At 74.3% G+C, this 17,871-nt stretch carries 13 protein-coding genes; 7 read left to right on the top strand and 6 right to left on the bottom strand.

Annotated features, from left to right (window positions below; genetic code table 11):
- Positions 1–48: 48 nt before the first annotated feature.
- Together AVL62_RS17295 and AVL62_RS09910 are read left to right on the top strand one after the other, a co-directional pair.
- Positions 49–1,971, top strand: coding sequence for a hypothetical protein (locus tag AVL62_RS17295; RefSeq protein WP_161937876.1), 1,923 nt, complete (start codon positions 49–51; stop codon positions 1,969–1,971).
- A 76-nt stretch (positions 1,972–2,047) separates the two neighbouring features.
- The gene (locus AVL62_RS09910) at positions 2,048–2,524 is read left to right on the top strand and encodes a PPOX class F420-dependent oxidoreductase (protein WP_058891471.1); all 477 of its coding nucleotides are present in this window, start codon (positions 2,048–2,050) and stop codon (positions 2,522–2,524) included.
- Between the two features lie 72 nt (positions 2,525–2,596).
- Here the strand turns inward: AVL62_RS09910 and AVL62_RS09915 are convergent, their stop codons facing one another.
- Genes AVL62_RS09915 through AVL62_RS09925 form a run of 3 tightly spaced genes read right to left on the bottom strand, consistent with a single transcriptional unit; the run spans position 2,597 to position 5,611 of the window.
- Positions 2,597–4,084 (bottom strand): cryptochrome/photolyase family protein, encoded by a 1,488-nt coding sequence (locus tag AVL62_RS09915; protein WP_058891472.1) that lies wholly within the window; start codon positions 4,082–4,084, stop codon positions 2,597–2,599.
- A 49-nt stretch (positions 4,085–4,133) separates the two neighbouring features.
- A complete protein-coding gene (locus AVL62_RS09920; RefSeq protein ID WP_058891473.1) occupies positions 4,134–4,721 on the bottom strand; it encodes a 2'-5' RNA ligase family protein in 588 nt (195 codons plus the stop codon).
- Positions 4,718–5,611, bottom strand: a complete 894-nt coding sequence (locus tag AVL62_RS09925) for an oxygenase MpaB family protein (protein ID WP_235585648.1) — start codon at positions 5,609–5,611, stop codon at positions 4,718–4,720. The genes AVL62_RS09920 and AVL62_RS09925 overlap by 4 nt, the downstream gene beginning before the upstream one ends.
- Before the next feature lie 243 nt (positions 5,612–5,854).
- Between AVL62_RS09925 and AVL62_RS09930 the strand changes: the two genes are divergently transcribed.
- Positions 5,855–6,799, top strand: a complete 945-nt coding sequence (locus AVL62_RS09930) for an aldo/keto reductase (RefSeq protein WP_058891475.1) — start codon at positions 5,855–5,857, stop codon at positions 6,797–6,799.
- Between the two features lie 10 nt (positions 6,800–6,809).
- Here the strand turns inward: AVL62_RS09930 and AVL62_RS09935 are convergent, their stop codons facing one another.
- Complete coding sequence (locus AVL62_RS09935) at positions 6,810–9,209, bottom strand: xanthine dehydrogenase family protein molybdopterin-binding subunit (RefSeq protein WP_058891476.1); 2,400 nt, start codon at positions 9,207–9,209, stop codon at positions 6,810–6,812.
- A gap of 51 nt (positions 9,210–9,260) precedes the next feature.
- On the opposite strand from AVL62_RS09935, the gene AVL62_RS09940 reads away from it, so the two are divergent.
- Positions 9,261–10,436 carry an acyl-CoA dehydrogenase family protein gene (locus AVL62_RS09940; protein WP_058891477.1) on the top strand — a complete coding sequence of 392 codons (1,176 nt, stop codon included), beginning with the start codon at positions 9,261–9,263 and terminating at the stop codon, positions 10,434–10,436.
- A gap of 40 nt (positions 10,437–10,476) precedes the next feature.
- Here AVL62_RS09940 and AVL62_RS09945 read toward each other — a convergent pair whose 3' ends face one another.
- The gene (locus tag AVL62_RS09945) at positions 10,477–12,750 is read right to left on the bottom strand and encodes an acyltransferase family protein (RefSeq protein ID WP_058891478.1); all 2,274 of its coding nucleotides are present in this window, start codon (positions 12,748–12,750) and stop codon (positions 10,477–10,479) included.
- A gap of 14 nt (positions 12,751–12,764) precedes the next feature.
- On the bottom strand, positions 12,765–13,787 hold the full coding sequence (locus tag AVL62_RS09950) for a LacI family DNA-binding transcriptional regulator (RefSeq protein WP_201023246.1): 1,023 nt from the start codon (positions 13,785–13,787) through the stop codon (positions 12,765–12,767).
- Between the two features lie 73 nt (positions 13,788–13,860).
- On the opposite strand from AVL62_RS09950, the gene araB reads away from it, so the two are divergent.
- The 3 genes from araB to araA are packed head-to-tail and all read left to right on the top strand — an operon-like array spanning position 13,861 to position 17,836.
- Positions 13,861–15,597, top strand: a complete 1,737-nt coding sequence (gene araB, locus AVL62_RS09955; protein WP_058891480.1) for a ribulokinase — start codon at positions 13,861–13,863, stop codon at positions 15,595–15,597.
- Positions 15,594–16,325 carry an L-ribulose-5-phosphate 4-epimerase gene (locus AVL62_RS09960; protein ID WP_058891481.1) on the top strand — a complete coding sequence of 244 codons (732 nt, stop codon included), beginning with the start codon at positions 15,594–15,596 and terminating at the stop codon, positions 16,323–16,325. The genes araB and AVL62_RS09960 overlap by 4 nt, the downstream gene beginning before the upstream one ends.
- Positions 16,322–17,836, top strand: a complete 1,515-nt coding sequence (gene araA, locus AVL62_RS09965; protein ID WP_058891482.1) for an L-arabinose isomerase — start codon at positions 16,322–16,324, stop codon at positions 17,834–17,836. Before AVL62_RS09960 ends, araA begins: the two co-directional genes overlap by 4 nt.
- Positions 17,837–17,871 lie beyond the last annotated feature (35 nt).

The raw sequence follows: 17,871 nt of genomic DNA on the forward strand, positions 1-17,871 counted from the left end.
GCCCTGGAGGCCCAGCTTCTCGGAGCAGCCCGCGACCTCTCGGCGCAGGTGGGACGGGCCTTGCTGTCCGACAAGGGCTTCGCCGATGTCGAGGAGCTGACGTCGGCGCAGCGCCGCAGGTGGCGGGCCGAGACCAAACGGCTGGCCTGCGCGGAGCTGCAGGTCGCCCTGGGGCTGGGCGTCAAGGAGGCACGGCAGATGGTCGGCGTCGCCTGCGCCCCCACCACCGTGCGGACCGTGGTCGGCGCGGCCCTGGAGACCGGCCTCGCCTCCTGGGGTCACGTGCGTGCGTTCTGGGACCGGTGCGGGTCCCTCGACGCGGACGAGGCGGCCCTCGTCTGCGAGTCCCTCTTCGGGTCCGACGCCGACACCGTGGTGGCCGAGCGGCTGGGCCCGGACGGCACGGTGCTCGACCGGCCGTGGCACCAGGCGGAGTTCTGGGCGGCTCTCGAGCGGGAGGCGGTCCGCGTGGAGGGGCAGGACGTCGTCGCGGAGCGCGAGCGCCGGCGCCGGGCACGAGCGGAGCGGCGCGTCTGGATGAGGGTGGACGACGACTCCACGGCCACCCTGGCCGTCACCGGTCCCCTGACGAGCCTCTGTGCGATCTCCCGACGCCTGGACCTCTGCGCGAAGGCGCTGCGCAAGGGCGGCGACGAACGCACCCTGGCCCAGCTGCGCTCCGACGTCGCCCAGACCCTGCTGCTCCACGGACACCTCGATCTTCCCGACCCGCAGGATGCTCTCGTCTCACCGACCCACGGCGAGACGGTCGCGCAGATCGTCACCGCTCAGCCCTCCATCTGCCTCGAGGTGGTCGTGCCCTGGGACGCGCTCTCCGGCCATCCGGCGTGTGCGGGCTGCCCGGGTGGCGACGACCCCCCGCCGACGGCACGCCAGGCGCCTCCCGATCCGGCAGCGGCGAGCCGGGCGCTGTCACCCCCGGCCGCGGCTCCCGCACGCCCACGCTCCCCCGTCGGCGAGGTCCTCGGCCGGCACCCCGCCTTCATCACCGCTGGCCACGCGCGGGAGCTCGCGCTCGCACCGGGCACGACCCTGACCCGGCTGCTGGTCGATCCCGCCGACGGGCGCCTGATCGAGCGCAGCATCAGCTCCTACCGGCCGGACGCCGCCATGCGCCGGCAGGTCGTCGCGGCAGACGTCTACTCCCGGGCACCCGGCAGCCGTAGCCCGGCGCTGGCCTGCGAGCTCGACCACGAACAGGCCTGGGGCCCCGACGGCGGTGCCACCAGCGAGGCCAACCTCGTGCTGAAGGACGTCCGCAGCCACCAGCTCAAGACCGAGGGATGGTGGTCCAGCGCCCTGGGCCCTCGGCGCGACGTCCGGTGGGAGACCCTGCTCGGCCAGGTCGAGCAGACGCGCGGCCACGACTACCGCCAGTACCTCCCGTCCCGTCGGGCCGTCGCCGACGCGGCTCCACCGGACGGACCGAGCGACACCTCGGAGACCTCGGTCCTGCGGGGTCCTGCTGCTCCGGAGGGCGAGCACAGCGCCGACGCCGACGTGACCATCACCCAGGACGACGACCTCGACCTGGCCTGCCGCGCCCTGTATGCCGCGCTCGCGCACCGCGGGGTGGCCGCCCTGCTCGCCGACCCGGACGACGCCGAGGGGGCCACCGACCACGACCCCCGGCTCAGCGGGTGGATCACCCTGGCCCACCGGGGCCGCGACGGCCGGCGGCTCGGCGGGCCACCCGAGGATTGCGCCACCGTGGCGAGCCTGCTCGGCATGACCGGCCACGCACAGCCCGACGACGAGCCGGCGGTCGGGCCGCAGGTCGACGAGGAGCCGGTGGCCGAGCCGCAGGTCGACGACGAGCCGGCGGCCGAGCCGCATGTCGACCAGCGGGGTCGCGGATCGCACGACCCGTCCCAGGCGACGCCGGACGAGGGGTCGGGGAACCCATCGCCGTGGTGGGAGACCTCCCGTGACGACCCGCCCCCCTTCTGACACCCGGCGCCTCTGGCACCCGGCGTCGGCGACGCACGCGGCGCGGCTCAGGGGCCCGGGTGGCACAGTGGGTCCCATGCCTCGCTCCATCGCCACGACCACCGACGTCGACCGTGAACGACTCCTCGAGTTCGCCAGCGACCGGCACCACCTCGTCCTCATCACGCAGCGCCAGGACGGCCGGCCGCAGGCCTCCCCCGTCACCGGCGGGGTGGACGACGAGGGCCGACTGGTCATCTCGACCTACCCGGAACGCGCCAAGACCGCCAACGCCCGGCGCCACCCCGAGGTCAGCGTCCTCGTGCTGTCGGACGACTTCGACGGCGCGTGGGTCCAGGTCGACGGCACCTGTGAGGTCCTCGACGGCGAGGACGCCATCGAGCCCCTCGTCGACTACTTCCGGTGCATCTCCGGCGAGCACCCGGACTGGGACGAGTACCGCCAGGCCATGCGCGACCAGGGCAAGTCGCTCATCCGGGTCACCCCGACGCGGTGGTCGCCCGTCGCCACGGGTGGCTTCCCCGCCCGGCTCGCCGCACCCGACGAGGACTGAGCCCCTTCTCGCCCGCGGCCGTCGACCCCCGCCCGGGCTCGTCGGCGCCGCCCCGCTCCCGGCCGAGCGGGGTCAGCGCCCGAGCCACGGCGCGGCGGAGTCGCGGTGCTCCTGCTTCTTCTCCTGCGCCATGCCGTCCCAGGTGCGGACCGCGAAGTTCGCACGGCTGTTGGCCTCGAACACCTCGCGGTGGTCCTCCACGAAGGTCCAGTACAAACCGTCCCACGCCTGCCGCCAGTCCCCCGGGGGCAGGTCCGACATCTTCTTCAGATAGTTGCTGCCGGAGACGTAAGGCTTGGTCGTGATGGCATCGCCTGCGGCGAACTGGCTCATGGCGTACACGTTGGGCACCATGACCCAGTCGTAGGCGTCGACGAAGAGCGACATGAACCAGCGGTACACCTCGTCGGGGTGCACGCGCAGCAGGCACAGGGCGTTGCCCAGCACCATGAGCCGCTCGATGTGGTGCGCGTAGCCCCGCTCCAGGACCCGGCGGATGACGAGGTCGACCGGCTCCAGGCCGGTCTCCCCGGTCCACCACGACTCCGGCATCGAGCGACCGTGCTCGAGGACGTTGCTGGTGCGCATCCGCCGGCCCCAGATCCGGTAGGTCGCCCGCATGTACTCCCGCCACCCGATGAGCTGACGGACGAAGCCCTCCAGACTCGGCAGGTCGACGTCCTGCTCGTCGGCCGCCACCAGGGCGCGCTCCAGCACCTGGTCGGGGTTGATGAGACCGCAGTTCAGCGCTGGGGTGAGCGCGGCGTGGAAGATCACCGGGTGCTCGCTGCTGATGGCGTCCTCGTAGGGGCCGAACTGCGCGAACCGCTCGTCGAGGAAGCGCCGCAGGGCGGCATCCGCCTCACCCGGCGAGGTCGCCCAGCAGAACGTCGACGGGTCACCGGGGGCGTCCGGGAAGTGCTCGGCGACCCAGTCGACCGCCTCGTCGACCCGGGTATGCCGTCGCGACGGTCCCAGCGACGGATCCGGCACCTCGTGCCCCCGGGGCAGCTTCTTGCGGTTCTCGGTGTCGAAGGACCACCGGCCGCCGACCGGCTGGTCGCCGTCCATGAGCACATCCAGCCGGCGCCGCTGCCAGGCGTAGAAGTGCTGCATCCGGGCCCCGCCCGAGGCGAAGTGGTCCGCGACCTGCTCGCGGGTGGTGAGGAAGGCCGGGGTGTCCAGCACGTCCTCCCGCCGCAGCTCGTAGCCGCCCTCGCGCAGCTGGTCGCGACAGTGCCTCCCCAGCCAGTCGTCGGCGACGTCCAGCACGCTCACGCGCTCCGGCCGCAACCGCTCGACGAGCTCCACCAGCCCGGCGCCGCTGCTGCGCTCGGGCGAGGACTCGACGACCTCGACGTCGAAGGACGCCTCGCGGGCCCGGTCGACGAATCTGCTCACGGCGGCGCGATGCAGGACCAGCTTGTGCGCGTGGAACGGGAACTGGCGGTAGAGCAGGTCGTCCTCGACGACCACGAGCACCGTCCCGTCGTCCACGTCGAGCTGCTCGGCGTGCAGCTGGTGCGGGTAGACCAGCCGCACGTCCGGTCCGTGGGTCATGCGACGACCCCCGTCACGCCGGACACGTCCCTGCTCTCCGGCCCGAGGGTCACGCCGCGACCCCTGCGACGGAGGACACGGTCTCGGCCTCCGGGTCCCACCGGCGCAGCGCCTCGACCGTGAGGCTGCGCCCGGCGCCGGACCCGGCTCCTCTCCCCCAGACCCAGTCCTCGCGTCCGCCCGGACACTCCTCGTGCTCGCGCGACCCGGCGCTCAGCGCGGCGAGAGCCATGCCGGCGCTCTCCGTGGTCAACCGGGTCGCCAGGCTCACGTGCGGCACCCACGGACGCTCGTCAGCGCCCTCCCACTGCCACGTCAGCTCGGCCTGCGCCCGCCGTGCACTCAGGGGCGCGGACACCAGGTCGGCGATGGTCAGCCGACGCCCTCCGAGCAGGACGAGGCCGGTCACGTCCAGCTGCAGCGGCAGCAAGGGCCCCCACTGCCCTGCCGCCAGCGCCAGCAGCTGCTGCTCCGGCGGCCGGGGGGAGGACGCGACGGTGAGGTGCGGGCGGTGCGTGGCTCCCCGGTGCCGCGCCAACGACGCGATCCCGGCGTCCTCCAGCGCCGCCCACCGGGCACGGACCCAGGCGTCGTCCTCCGCGCCGAGCACCAGCTCCAGGGCGTGCGCCCGGCTCACGCGGCCGCCTTCTGCTGGGCCCGACCGACCCCGGCCATGGCCCAGCGCACGGTGGAGGTGCTGGCCCGACCCAGGGGCGAGAGCACGGCGCGGGACAGGACGGGTGAGGTCGGCAGTCCCAGCTCGGAGCGCGCCCACGGCGGCAGCAGGGCGACGCCCCCCGCCGCGATGGCCCAGTAGCCGGGGCGCGAGGCGAGCGGCAGCGGCGGCTCGGCGAGGAGGAAGCGTGCCGCCTCCCGCGCCGCCTCGGTCGCCTCCAGCTCGGGACGGTATGCCGCGAGGGCCTCGCGCAGCTCGTGCACCGTCGACGGCGGGGCCGGGACCCCGAGGTGCCGGGCGGAGACGCCCGCCTGGGCGACGTAGCGGTCGGCCTCCTCCTCGGTCAACGGGGATCCCGAGAAGGCCTGGAAGCCGTCGAGGAAGGAGACCGCCTCGGCGACGTGCACCCAGGTGAGCAGGTGCGGGTCGGAGGCACGGTAGGGCCGCCCGAAGGCGTCCTTGCCGCGCACCCGCTCGTGGATCCCCCGGACGTGGCCGATCGTGGCCAGCGCGTGCTCGACGGTGCCGAAGGTCGTCGCCGCGAGGTAGGTGCTCGTGCGCTGCAGCCGTCCCCACGGGTCCCCCTTGTAGCCGGAGTGTCCCGCGACCCCCGCCATGGCCATGGGGTGCAGCATCTGCAGGAGGAGCGCGGCGACACCCCCCGGGAACATGGAGGCGTCGGCGTGCACCCGCCAAACCGGGTCCTGCGGGGTGAACCACCGCTCCCCCGGGGTGTCCCAGATCACCGACGCCCGCTGCTGCGCGTCGTCCCCGGCCACGCGGGAGCGCAGGGCCGACCCGAGGGCGCTCTGCAGCCGACCGATCATCGAGGACCTCACCTTCACCGACATAGGACAGAGGCTGGACAAAGACGTGACATCAGCACTATCGCACGGCTGCTGCCGCCCGTCCACGCGGTCCGGTCCGACCACCCCCTGCGCGCCACACCCCCACCCGGGTGAGCGACCCCACACCGACCGTCGCCCCACCCGGAGGCTTCCCCAGGCCGACCGCCACCCCACCCGAAGGACCGACCCGGGCCGACCGTCGCCCCACCCGGCGGCCCCCGCCACCGACTTGTAGTGTCGGGCGTCATGCGCACCCCCACCTTCCCCGGCACCGACCGTACCTTCCTGCCGATCAACCTCGGCGGCAACCCCTTCGGCTGGACCTCCTCCGCCGGGGCCAGCGAGGCGGTCCTGGACGCCTTCCTCGAGGCGGGCGGGTCCTTCGTCGACACCGCCGACGCCTACTCCTCCTGGGCCGAGGGACACGAGGGCGGCGAGTCCGAGCGCATCCTGGGCCGCTGGATGGCCGAGCGCGGCAACCGGGACGAGGTGCTGGTGGCGACCAAGGTCGGCAAGAAGCCGGGCCGGGAGGGCCTGGCGCACGACTCGGTCCTGGCCGCCCTGGAGGAGTCCCTGGATCGGCTGCAGACCGACCGGATCGACCTCTACTACGCACACGCCGACGACGAGTCGGTGGCCATCGAGGACCAGGTGGCGACCTTCGACGAGGCCGTGCGCAGCGGCAGGGTGGGGGCCGTCGGCCTGTCGAACTACTCCCCCGCCCGGCTGCGCGAGTTCATGGAGACCGCCGCGGCGCAGGACGCGGTGCTCCCGACCGCGATCCAGCCCCGCTACAGCCTGGTCTCCCGCTCGGGCTACGAGAACGACCTCGCGCCGCTCGTCGACGAGTTCGACCTCGCCGTGTTCTGCTACCCGGCGCTGGCCTCGGGCTTCCTCACCGGCAAGTACCGCACCGAGGAGGACTTCGCCGGCAACGCCCGCGGTGGCGCCGCCCGACGGTATGCCGAGGCCGGCGGTCTCGCGGTCGTGGACGCCCTGGTGGCGGTCGCCGACCGGCACGGGGTCGCCCCGGCGTCGGTGGCTCTGGCCTGGCTCCTGGACCGGGGCGTCACCGCCCCCATCGCCTCCGCCTCCCGCCCCGAGCAGCTGGAGCCGCTGCTGGCGGCCACCCGGCTCGAGCTGACCCAGCAGGACCGGGACGAGCTGGACGTCGTCTCAGCGACCCTGTAGCCCCGTGGGCTCAGACCTCGACGTCGTCCACGGCGTCGAGGTCGGGAAGGTCGTCGAAGAGGGCCGGCGGCTCGCGCCAGGGGTCGTGCTCGCCACGGGCGGCGTCCTGGACCGCCCGGTAGACCCGCTCCGGGGTGCACGGCAGGTCGACGTGCCGCACCCCGAGGTGGGCGAGCGCGTCGACGACGGCGTTCTGCACCGCGGGGGTCGACCCCACGGTGGCCGCCTCGCCGATCCCCTTGGCCCCCAGCGGGTTGCGGTCGGTGGGGGTCTGGGTGAGGCTCGCCTCGAGCTGCACGAGGTCGGCGGCCGTGGGCAGCGTGTAGTCGGCGAAGGTGCCGGTGACCGGGTTGCCGAGCTCGTCGTAGCGGAACTCCTCGAAGAGCGCCTGCGCAATCCCCTGGACGCACCCGCCGTGCTGCTGGCCGCGCACGAGCAGCGGGTTGACGACGGTGCCGCAGTCGTCCACCGCGACGTGGCGCAGCAGCCGCACCGCACCGGTCTCCACGTCCACCTCCACGACGCAGACGTGGGTGCCGAACGGGAAGGTCGCCCCGTCCTGCGAGAAGTCGTGGTCGACGCCCAGCCCCTCACCGCGCTCGTGCGCCTGCTCCGCGACGGCGTTCCAGGTGAGCGTGGCGCCGGGGACCCCGCGCACCCCGAAGCTGCCGTCGACGAGCTCGACGTCGGCCTCGGCGACCTCCAGGAGCTCGGCGGCCAGGCGGGTCGCCTGCTCGCGCAGCTCCACGGTCGCCTCCAGCACCGCGCTCCCGCCCAGCTGCAGGGACCGCGCCCCGCCGGTGCCGCCGCCGGAGCGGACCCGGGCGGTGTCGGACTGCACGTAGCTCACGCGCTCCAGCGGCAGGCCGAGCTGGTCGGCCACCAGCATGGAGAAGGCCGTGGCGTGACCCTGACCGTGGGCCGAGGTGCCGGCCATGACGGTGAGCGAGCCGTCCCGGTCCACCCGGATGCCGGCATACTCGGTGCCGCCGAACCCGGTGATCTCGACGTAGCTCGCGATCCCCACCCCCAGCTGCCACGGGCTGCCCGTCTCGCGCCGCCGTCGCTGCTCGCGCCGCAGCTCCTCGACGCCGGCCACCTCGAGGGCCCTCTCGAGGGCCGTGACGTAGTCACCGGTGTCGTAGCGCGCGCCGAACTTGGTGGTGTGCGGGAAGTCGGCGGCCGCGACGAAGTTGCGGCGGCGGAACTCCTCCGGGGCGAGCCCGCTCTCCCGCGCCGCGTGGTCCATCGCCCGCTCCACCATGGCCGCGGCCTCCGGCCGCCCGGCGCCGCGGAAGGCCCCGGTCGGCGCGGTGTTGGTCATGACCGAGACCGCGTCGTAGCGCAACCGGGGGATGACGTAGGAGCCCTCGGACATCGTCCGGGTCGAGCCGCTGGCGAAGGACCCGCCGAAGCCGGCGTAGGCGCCGCAGTCCCCCACGAGCCGCGCCCGCATCCCGGTGATCCTGCCGTCCTCGTCCAGCCCGACCTCGACGTACTGCCGCTGCCCGCGGCTGGTCATCGACAGCATCGTCTCGCTGCGCGTCTCCACCCAGCGCACCGCACGCCCGAGCCGGCAGCTGGCGCGCACCACGGCCGCGTGCTCGGGGATGATGCCGGCCTTGCCGCCGAAGGCGCCGCCGACGTGCGGTGCCCGCACCCGCACGGCGTCCTGGGGCAGCCCGGTCCACCGGACGAGCAGGCGTCGCGCCAGGTGCGGGTGCTGCGTGCCCAGGGCGACGTCCAGACCCGTGACCTCCGGCGAGGGCGAGCCCGCCGACCCCTCGGCGACGGTGGGCCGGACGAGGATGCCGTGCCCCTCGATGGGGCTGGTCGCCATCCGGTTGTTCTCCATCCGCAGCCGCGCCACCCGGTGGGCGCCGGCGAGGACGTCCTGCTCGCCGTCCGGGTCCTTGACCGCGAGCACGAGGTTGGTCCCGAGCTCGGGGAACTGCCGGGGCGCCTGCTCGGCCAGGGCCTCCTCGAGGTCGACCACCGCGTCCAGCTCCTCGTAGTCCACGTCGACGAGGTCGGCCGCGTCGACGGCCGCCACCCGGCTGCTCGCCACGACGAGGGCGACCGGGTCCCCCACGAAGCGCACCCGGCCCGTGGCGAGGGCGGTCCGCGCCACCTGGTCGTGGATCTGGGCGAACGGCGGCACAGGGTCGGTGCCGAGGTCCTCGGCGGTGAAGACCCCCACCACCCCGGGCGCCGCAGCGGCCTCGGTGGTGTCGATCCCGGCGAGGCGGGCGTGGGCCACGGGGCTGCGCACGAACACGGCGTGGAGGACCTCGGGGTCGTCCAGGTCGAGGTCGCCGACGAAGGTGCCCCGGCCGCGCAGCAGGTCGGGGTCCTCCACCCGGCGCACCTCGGTGCCGAGGATGGACGTCCCACGCTGAAGATCCGTCATACCCCCATCCTGCCTCCTCCCCGAGGGGTCGGCGAGCGGCATGATGGGGGTATGCCCGACCCCCAGCCGGACCTGCTCGACCTGGACTCCCTGCTCGACGACGACGAACGCGCCGTGCGCGACTCGGTCGCCGCGGCGTGCGCCGAGCACGTGGTCCCGCACGTCGCCGGGTGGTACGAGGCCGGCCACGTGGAGCACGGGGTCGTGCGCGAGCTGGCCGGTGAGTTCGGCCGGCTGGGGCTGCTGGGGATGCACCTGGAGGGCTACGGGTGCGCGGGCATGAGCGCGGTCGACTACGGCCTGGCCTGCACCGAGCTGGAGGCCGTCGACTCCGGCATCCGCTCCCTCGTGTCCGTGCAGGGGTCCCTGGCCATGCACGCCATCCACGCCTACGGCAGCGAGGAGCAGCGGCAGGGCTGGCTGCCGGGCATGGCCTCCGGCGAGACCATCGGCTGCTTCGGGCTCACCGAGCCCGACCACGGCTCGGACCCGGGCTCGATGACCACCCGGGCACGGCGCGAGGGCGCCGACTGGGTCCTCGACGGGGCGAAGACCTGGATCACCAACGCCCCCCTCGCCGACGTGGCCGTGGTCTGGGCCCGCACCGAGGACGGCATCCGCGGCTTCGTCGTCCCCACCTCCACCCCGGGCGTCTCCACCCCGACCATCGGGCGCAAGATGTCGCTGCGGGCCTCGGTGACCGGTGAGGTCGTGCTGGAGGGCGTGCGGCTGCCGCAGGACGCGGTGCTGCCCGGCGTCCGCGGGCTCAAGGGGCCGCTGTCGTGCCTGTCGGAGGCGCGCTACGGCATCGTCTGGGGGTCGATGGGCGCCGCCCGCTCAGCGCTGTCGACGGCGCTGGGGTATGCCGCGACCCGCGAGCAGTTCGACCGTCCCATCAGCGCCTTCCAGCTCACCCAGGCGAAGCTGGCCCGCATGCACCAGTCCTGGGCCACCGGCACGCTGCTGGCGCTGCACCTGGGCCGGCTCAAGGACCGTCGCGGCCTGCGTCCCGAGCAGGTCAGCGTCGGCAAGCTCAACAACGTCGGCGCGGCGCTGGAGATCTGCCGCACGGCGCGCACCATCCTCGGGGCCAACGGCATCTCCGGGGACTACCCGGTCATGCGCCACATGGCCAACCTCGAGTCGGTGCTCACCTACGAGGGCACCGAGGAGATGCACACCCTCGTCGTCGGGCAGGCCCTCACCGGGGAGCAGGCCTACCGGTAGCCGTCCGGCTGGCTGTCACCCACCTGATGGCCGGGTCCGGCTAGCGGCCCGTGGGGGCCGCGTCCGCTCCGGCGGTGACGCCGAGCCGGTCGAAGGCCGCCTCCAGCCGGTCCCCCAGCACGTCAGCGAGCGAGCGGGCGTAGGTGTCGGTGATGTGGCTGCCCTGGCGGTACACCAGCACCCCTCCCACGACCGGTGGGCACCGGTCCTCGCCGGGGCAGACCCAGTCGTTCATCGTGACGAAGGTCGACCCGGGGACCGCCTCCACGGCCCGGAGCAGCGGCCCGGTGCCGCTGCCGTCGTTGCTGTCGAAGCTGCAGCGGTCGAGATCGTCGCGGTGGTCCGCGACGCAGGCGTAGACCTGCAGGTCACCGGGCTGCGGGGTGTCCGCCACGGCGACCACCGGGACGCCGGCGGCACCGACCTCGCGCCAGTGCTGCGCCATCCCCTCGGCGAGCGCGGCCCCGGACGGCTCCCCGTCCGCGTCGAGGCCCTGGGACTTCACCGACGAGGTCAGCACGACGTCCGGGGGCTCGGCCACCAGGCGGCGCGTCACCTCGGCCCCCCAGGAGCGGCAGGCCTGCGCCTGGGCCTCGTCCTCGAACTCGGCCAGGGCGGCGCTCCACGGGCACGCCGACCGGTAGTAGACGTCGACCCGCCACCCCCGCTGCTCGCCGAGCTCGTCCAGCGCCCCCGTCCACTGGGCGATCTTGGAGTCGCCGACCACGGCGACGTGCAGGTCGCCCTCCGGGTCGCCGAAGGCGCAGCGCAGCACCTCCTCGCCGGTGGCGTCGCAGTCCTGCCGGTAGAGCGCCGGCAGGTCCCGGGTGGCCTCGAGCGGGTCCGGGGTGATGGAGGCGGGATCGAGGTCGAGACCCTCGAGGTCCGGCGGGGGTGCCCCCTCGGTGCCGGACGCGAGCGCACGCTCCCCCGACCCGTCGGCGCCCGCCCCGTCCTCTCCGGCACCCTCCCCGCGCGCACCGTTCCCACCCTCGCCGTCCGCACCCTCGCCGTCCGCACCCTCGTCGTCCTGGTCCGCACCGTCCCCGGCGGCGCCGTCCGTGCCGGCAGAGCGGTCCCCCTCCAGGGCCGCCGCACCGTCGGCGTCGGCGGCGGCCTCGTTGGCGCGGACCTGACGGTCCACCTCGCGCACCAGCTGCCAGCCCGAGGCCGTCGCCAGCACCGTGCACAGCGCACCCACGGCCAACCCGGCCGCCGGGCGCGCCCCACGGCCGCGCGCGTGGCGCACCGGCTGCTCCACCAGCAGGTAGCCCGCGGTGGCCGGCAGCGCGCTCAGCAGCACCACCCCGAGGCCCACCCAGACCGAGGGCTCCCCCCACCTCGCCTCCGCCACGACCAGCAGCGGCCAGTGCCAGAGGTAGAGCGAGTAGGACAGGGCCCCCGTCCACTGCAGCGGCGCGAGGCGGTGCACGCGCACCGGTCCGGACGTCTCCGAGGCCCGGACCCCGCCGACGATCGCCGCCGCCGTCCCCAGGGTCGGCACCAGCGCCGCCCACCCGGGCCAGGGGGTCTGCGGGCCGGTCAGCACCGCCCCGGCCACGACCAGGGCCGGGCCGCCCCACGCCAGCGCCGTGGCGAGGGGGACGGGGACGCGGGACCACCAGGCGCTCCCCAGCGCCACCAGCGCACCGACCCCGAGCTGCCACAGCCGGGTCGAGGTGACGAAGTAGGCCTCCGGAGGGCTCGCGGAGGTCAGGTGCACCGCCCAGGCGAAGGACGGCAGGACGACGACCGCGGCCAGGAGCCCGGCGGTGAGCGGGACCAGCCGCACACCGCGCCGTCGCGCGACCCAGGCCGCGAGGAGCAGCAGCAGCGGCCAGAGGACGTAGAACTGCTCCTCGACGGCCAGCGACCAGTACTGCTGCACCGGGGAGTCGACCGAGTCCTCGGCCAGGTAGTCCACCGAACGGTCCGCCAGCCGCCAGTTCACCACGTAGAGACCGGAGGTGACGATGTCCCAGCCCGTCTCGCGCCAGCGCACCTGCGGCAGCAGGGTGAGGGTGAGCAGCGCGGTCGCCACCAGGACGAGGGCCGAGGCCGGGAGCAGCCGCCGCGCGCGGCGGGACCAGAACCTCCCGAGGTCCACCGTCCCGGTGCGCAGCACCTCGGACACGAGCAGCCCGGTGATGACGTAGCCGGAGATGACGAAGAAGACGTCGACCCCGGCGAAACCGCCGGGGAGCCAGGGCACCCCGGCGTGGTAGAGCAGGACGAGGAGCACGGCCAGCGCCCGCAGCCCCTGGATGTCGGCCCGGTAGCCCGGCGGGACCGTACGACCACCGAGCCTGCTCACCCCGGGAAGTGTAGTCAGCCCCTCCCGTGCCGGGACACGCTCGACCGGGAGACCAGCCGGGGAGGGATGAGCAGCTCCGCCGCGCCGTCTCCCCCCTCGAGCAGCGACACCAGCCGCTCCACCGCGGCGGCACCGACGGCGTCGAACTGCTGCTCGACCGTGCTCAGCGCCGGTTGCAGCCACCCGCTCTCCGGCGTGTTGTCGTAGCCGATGACGCTCACCCGGGCAGGCACCTCGACGCCCGAGCGGTGCAGCGCCGCCATGAGGCCCAGCGCCATCGAGTCGTTCGCGGCGAACACCGCACCGACCTCCTCCCAGCGCGGGTGCTCCAGCAGCTCCAGACCGGCCCGGTAGCCCGCCTCGGGGCTCCAGTCACCGACCCAGACCGGACCGGGCTGCACCCCGGCCGCGATCAACCGGTCGGCCCACCCGGCCGTGCGCTGACGGGCCTCCCCCCAGTCCGTCGGCCCGCTGACGTGGGCGACCGTCCGGTGCCCGCACTCCAGCAGGTGCTCGGCCACCAGCCGGCCGCCGGCCTCGTTGTCGCTCGCCACGAACGGGACGTCCTCGCCCAGCCGGCCCTCGACGGCCACGACGGGCAGCTGGGCGCGCAGCCCGTCCACCATCCGCGCCTGCCCGTCCGTGGGCGCGATGACGGCCACCCCCTCGACGTCCCGGCGCAGCACCTCCTCGAGGACGGCGCCCACCTGACCGGCGTCCAGCCCGTGCGCCGACACGATCTGCGCCGCGTAGCCGCTGCGCCGAGCGGCGGCCTCGATGCTGAGCAGCATGGACATGGGCCCGAAGAGCGGACCCATGAAGCTGACGACCCCCAGGGAACGGGTGCGGCGCACCGCGAGGTTGCGGGCGGTCCCGCTGGGCCGGTAGCCCAGCCGCGTCATGGCGCGACGCACCCGGTCCACCGTCTCCGGGCGCACCTGCGGGCTGCCGTTGACGACCCGGGAGACCGTCTGGTGGGACACGCCGGCGGCGGCCGCCACGTCATACATGGTCGTGCGTCGACCTCGCCCGTCCATCAGCTCTCCGTCCGCTCGGCGACCATCCTGCACCGTTCGTCGCAACCGCGACGAGGGGGCTTGGACAAAACGGATGTTAGCGGTAACCTCCTCGGTTGTGAGCGGTAACAACACCTACGTCGTCGGCGTCGACTTCGGCACCCTGTCCGGTCGCGCCGTGGTCGTGCGGGTCCAGGACGGGAGTGTGGTCGGCAGTGCCGCGCACCCCTACCCCCACGGGGTGATGGAGGCCGAGCTGTCCGCCGGCCCCGCCGCCACCGCGGGCCGCGCGACCCCGCTGCCCCCCGACTGGGCGCTGCAGGTCCCGGGCGACTACGTCGAGGTCCTCGCGCACGCCGTGCCCGCCGCCCTCGCGGCGGCCCGCGAGGAGCACGGGGTCCGGGCCGAGGACGTCGTCGGCATCGCGACCGACTTCACCGCCTGCACCATGGTGCCCACCACCTCCGACGGCACCCCGTTGAGCGAGCTCCCGGGGCTCGAGGACCGTCCGCACGCCTACGTCAAGCTGTGGAAGCACCACGCGGCGCAGCCGCACGCCGACCGCATCAACGCGCTGGCCCACGAGCGGGGTGAGCCGTGGATCGCGCGCTACGGCGGGCTCATCTCCTCGGAGTGGGAGTTCGCCAAGGGGCTGGAGCTCCTCGAGGATGACCCCGAGGTCTACGCCGCCACCGAGCGCTGGGTCGAGGCGGCCGACTGGATCGTCTGGCAGCTGTGCGGCACCTACGTGCGCAACGCGTGCACCGCGGGCTACAAGGGGATCCGGCAGGACGGCCGTTACCCCGACCGCGACTTCCTGGCCGCGCTCCACCCGGGCTTCGCCGACTTCGTCGCGGAGAAGCTCGACCAGCCGATCGGCGAGCTGGGTGCCGCCGCGGGCCGGCTCACCGCGCGGGCGGCGGCCTGGACCGGCCTCCCCGAGGGGATCACCGTCGCCGTCGGCAACGTGGACGCCCACGTCACCGCCCCCGCCGCCGGCGCCGTCGGGCCCGGGCAGATGGTGGCCATCATGGGCACCTCGACCTGCCACGTCATGAACGGGGAGTCCCTGCGCGAGGTCCCCGGGATGTGCGGTGTCGTCGAGGGCGGCATCGTCCCCGGGCTGTGGGGCTACGAGGCCGGCCAGTCCGGCGTCGGCGACATCTTCGGCTGGTTCGTCGAGCACGGCGTCCCCCCCGCCTACCACGAGGAGGCGGCCCGGCAGGGCGTGTCGGTCCACGAGCTGCTCACCGACCTCGCGTCCCGGCAGCGGGTGGGCGAGCACGGCCTCGTCGCGCTGGACTGGCACAGCGGCAACCGGTCGGTCCTCGTGGACCACGAGCTGTCCGGGCTGGTCGTCGGCCAGACCCTCGCGACCCGGCCCGAGGACACCTACCGGGCGCTGCTCGAGGCCACCGCCTTCGGCACGCGGGTCATCGTGGAGGCGTTCGAGGAGGCCGGCGTGCCCGTGACCGAGTTCATCGTCGCCGGGGGCCTGCTCCAGAACCGTCTGCTCATGCAGATCTACGCCGACGTCACCCGGTTGCCCCTCTCCACCATCGCGACCGACCAGGGTCCGGCGCTGGGGTCGGCCCTGCACGCGGCCGTCGCGGCCGGCGCGTACCCCGACATCCGCGCCGCGGCCTCCGCCATGGGTCGGGTGGACCGCGCCGTCTACACGCCCGACGAGGAGTCGGCGAGCGCCTACGACGCGCTGTTCGCGGAGTACCGCGCGCTGCACGACCACTTCGGCCGTGGGGGCACCGAGGTGATGCACCGGTTGCGCGGCCTGCGCCGGGCCGCCCGCAGCGGGTCGGGGTCGGCGGCATGAGCCGGCAGCCCCTCCCCCCGGAGGTCCGGGACCGCGTCGACCAGGTCAGGGAGGTCGTGGCCCGGCTGCACGCCGAGCTGCCCCGGTGGGAGCTCGTCGTGTGGACCGCCGGCAACGTCTCCCAGCGGGTCCCCGGCACCGAGCTCTTCGTCATCAAGCCCTCCGGCGTCGGCTACGACGAGCTCTCCCCGGAGCGGATGGTGGTCTGCGACCTCGACGGCGAGCTCGTCGACGGCGCCCACCGGCCCAGCTCGGACACCGCGGCCCACGCCTACGTCTACCGGCACCGTCCCGATATCGGCGGCGTCGTGCACACCCACTCCCCCTACGCCACCGCCTGGGCGGCCCTCGGCGAGGAGATCCCGTGCGCCCTGACGATGATGGCCGACGAGTTCGGCGGGCCCGTGCCCATCGGCCCGTTCGCGCTCATCGGGGACGACTCCATCGGTCGCGGCATCGTCGAGACCCTGCGCGGGTCGCGCAGCCCGGCCGTCCTCATGCGCAGCCACGGGCCCTTCACCGTCGGTGCCGACGCCCGCGCGGCGGTCAAGGCGGCCGTCATGGTCGAGGAGGTCGCCCGCACCCTGCACCTCGCCCGGCAGCTCGGGCCCCTGACCCCTCTCGACCCGCGCGACGTCGACGCCCTCTACGAGCGCTACCAGCACGTCTACGGCCAGGCACCCGCCGCGCCGGCCCCCCAGCCGCACCAGGAACAGGAACCAGCATGAGCGCCCAGCCCCGCACCGAGGACGCCGAGATCTGGTTCTGCACCGGCAGCCAGCACCTCTACGGCGAGGAGACCCTGCGACAGGTCGCCGAGCAGAGCCAGGCCATCGCCCGCGCCCTCGACGACGCCGACGCGGTGCCCGTCCGCATCGTCTGGAAGCCCGTGCTCACCGACCGGGAGGCGATCCACCGGATGGCCCTGGAGGCCAACGCGCACGAGGGCTGCCTCGGGGTGATCGCCTGGATGCACACCTTCTCTCCCGCCAAGATGTGGATCGCCGGCCTGACCGCCCTCGACCGGCCGCTGCTGCACCTGCACACGCAGGCGAACGTCGAGCTGCCCTGGTCGACCATCGACTTCGACTTCATGAACCTCAACCAGGCCGCCCACGGGGACCGCGAGTTCGGCTACCTGCAGACCCGTATGGGGGTGCGGCGCAGCACCGTGGTCGGGCACGTCTCGCACGCCCCCGTCCAGCGCCGGGTCGGCGACTGGGCGCGGGCCGCCGCCGGCTGGGCAGCGACCCGGTCCCTGCGCCTCGCCCGCTTCGGGGACAACATGCGCAACGTCGCGGTGACCGAGGGTGACAAGACGGAGGCCGAGATCCGGCTGGGGGTCTCGGTCAACACCTGGGGGGTGAACGACCTGGTGGCCGCGGTCGCCGAGGTGGGTGACCACGAGGTCGACGCCCTCGTGGAGGAGTACCTCGACCTCTACGACGTCGCCCCCGAGCTGCGCCCGGGCGGCGAGCGGGCCGGGTCGCTGCGCGACGGCGCCCGCCAGGAGGTCGCGCTGCGCACCCTGCTGGAGTCCCTGGGTGCCACCGCCTTCACCACCACCTTCGAGGACCTGGGTGGTCTCACGCAGCTGCCGGGCCTGGCCGTCCAGCGCCTCATGGCCGCGGGCTACGGCTTCGGGGCGGAGGGCGACTGGAAGACCGCCGTCCTCGTCCGCGCGGCCAAGGTCATGGGGGCCGGCCTGCCGGGCGGGGCCTCCCTCATGGAGGACTACACCTACGACCTCACGCCGGGCGCGGAGAAGGTCCTCGGGGCCCACATGCTGGAGATCTGCCCGTCGCTGACGACCGCCCGACCGCGCCTCGAGGTGCACCCGCTGGCCATCGGCGGCCGGGAGGACCCGGTCCGCCTGGTCTTCCACGCCGACCCCGGACCCGGCGTGGTCGTGGCCATGGCCGACATGCGGGACCGGTTCCGGCTCACCGCCAACGCGGTCGACGTCGTCGCCCCGGACGCCCCGCTCCCCCACCTGCCCGTCGCCCACGCCGTCTGGCGCCCGCAGCCGGACCTCGCCACGTCGGCGGAGGCCTGGCTCACCGCTGGGGCCGCCCACCACACCGTCCTCACCACCCAGGTGGGCGTGCCGGTCATCGAGGAGTGGGCCGCGATGTCGGGCACCGAGCTGCTGGTCATCGACCAGGACACCACCACCCGCGGCTTCGCCCGCGAGGTGCGCTGGAACCAGGCCTACCACCGCCTCGCGCAGGGCGTCTGAGGCGAGAGCACGACATACCCCATGGACCACCACCA

The sequence above is a fragment of the Serinicoccus chungangensis genome, assembly GCF_001483745.1.
GTDB classification, from domain to species: Bacteria; Actinomycetota; Actinomycetes; order Actinomycetales; family Dermatophilaceae; genus Ornithinicoccus; species Ornithinicoccus chungangensis_A.

What these genes read in the sequence shown, in the direction of transcription:
- araB (WP_058891480.1), top strand. Translation starts at nt 13,861, where the DNA reads ATGTTAGCGGTAACCTCCTCGGTTGTGAGCGGTAACAACACCTACGTC.
- AVL62_RS09950 (WP_201023246.1), bottom strand. Translation starts at nt 13,787, where the DNA reads ATGGACGGGCGAGGTCGACGCACGACCATGTATGACGTGGCGGCCGCC.
- AVL62_RS09925 (WP_235585648.1), bottom strand. Translation starts at nt 5,611, where the DNA reads ATGTCGGTGAAGGTGAGGTCCTCGATGATCGGTCGGCTGCAGAGCGCC.
- AVL62_RS09935 (WP_058891476.1), bottom strand. Translation starts at nt 9,209, where the DNA reads ATGACGGATCTTCAGCGTGGGACGTCCATCCTCGGCACCGAGGTGCGC.
- AVL62_RS09915 (WP_058891472.1), bottom strand. Translation starts at nt 4,084, where the DNA reads ATGACCCACGGACCGGACGTGCGGCTGGTCTACCCGCACCAGCTGCAC.
- AVL62_RS09930 (WP_058891475.1), top strand. Translation starts at nt 5,855, where the DNA reads ATGCGCACCCCCACCTTCCCCGGCACCGACCGTACCTTCCTGCCGATC.
- AVL62_RS09940 (WP_058891477.1), top strand. Translation starts at nt 9,261, where the DNA reads ATGCCCGACCCCCAGCCGGACCTGCTCGACCTGGACTCCCTGCTCGAC.
- AVL62_RS09960 (WP_058891481.1), top strand. Translation starts at nt 15,594, where the DNA reads ATGAGCCGGCAGCCCCTCCCCCCGGAGGTCCGGGACCGCGTCGACCAG.
- AVL62_RS09910 (WP_058891471.1), top strand. Translation starts at nt 2,048, where the DNA reads ATGCCTCGCTCCATCGCCACGACCACCGACGTCGACCGTGAACGACTC.
- araA (WP_058891482.1), top strand. Translation starts at nt 16,322, where the DNA reads ATGAGCGCCCAGCCCCGCACCGAGGACGCCGAGATCTGGTTCTGCACC.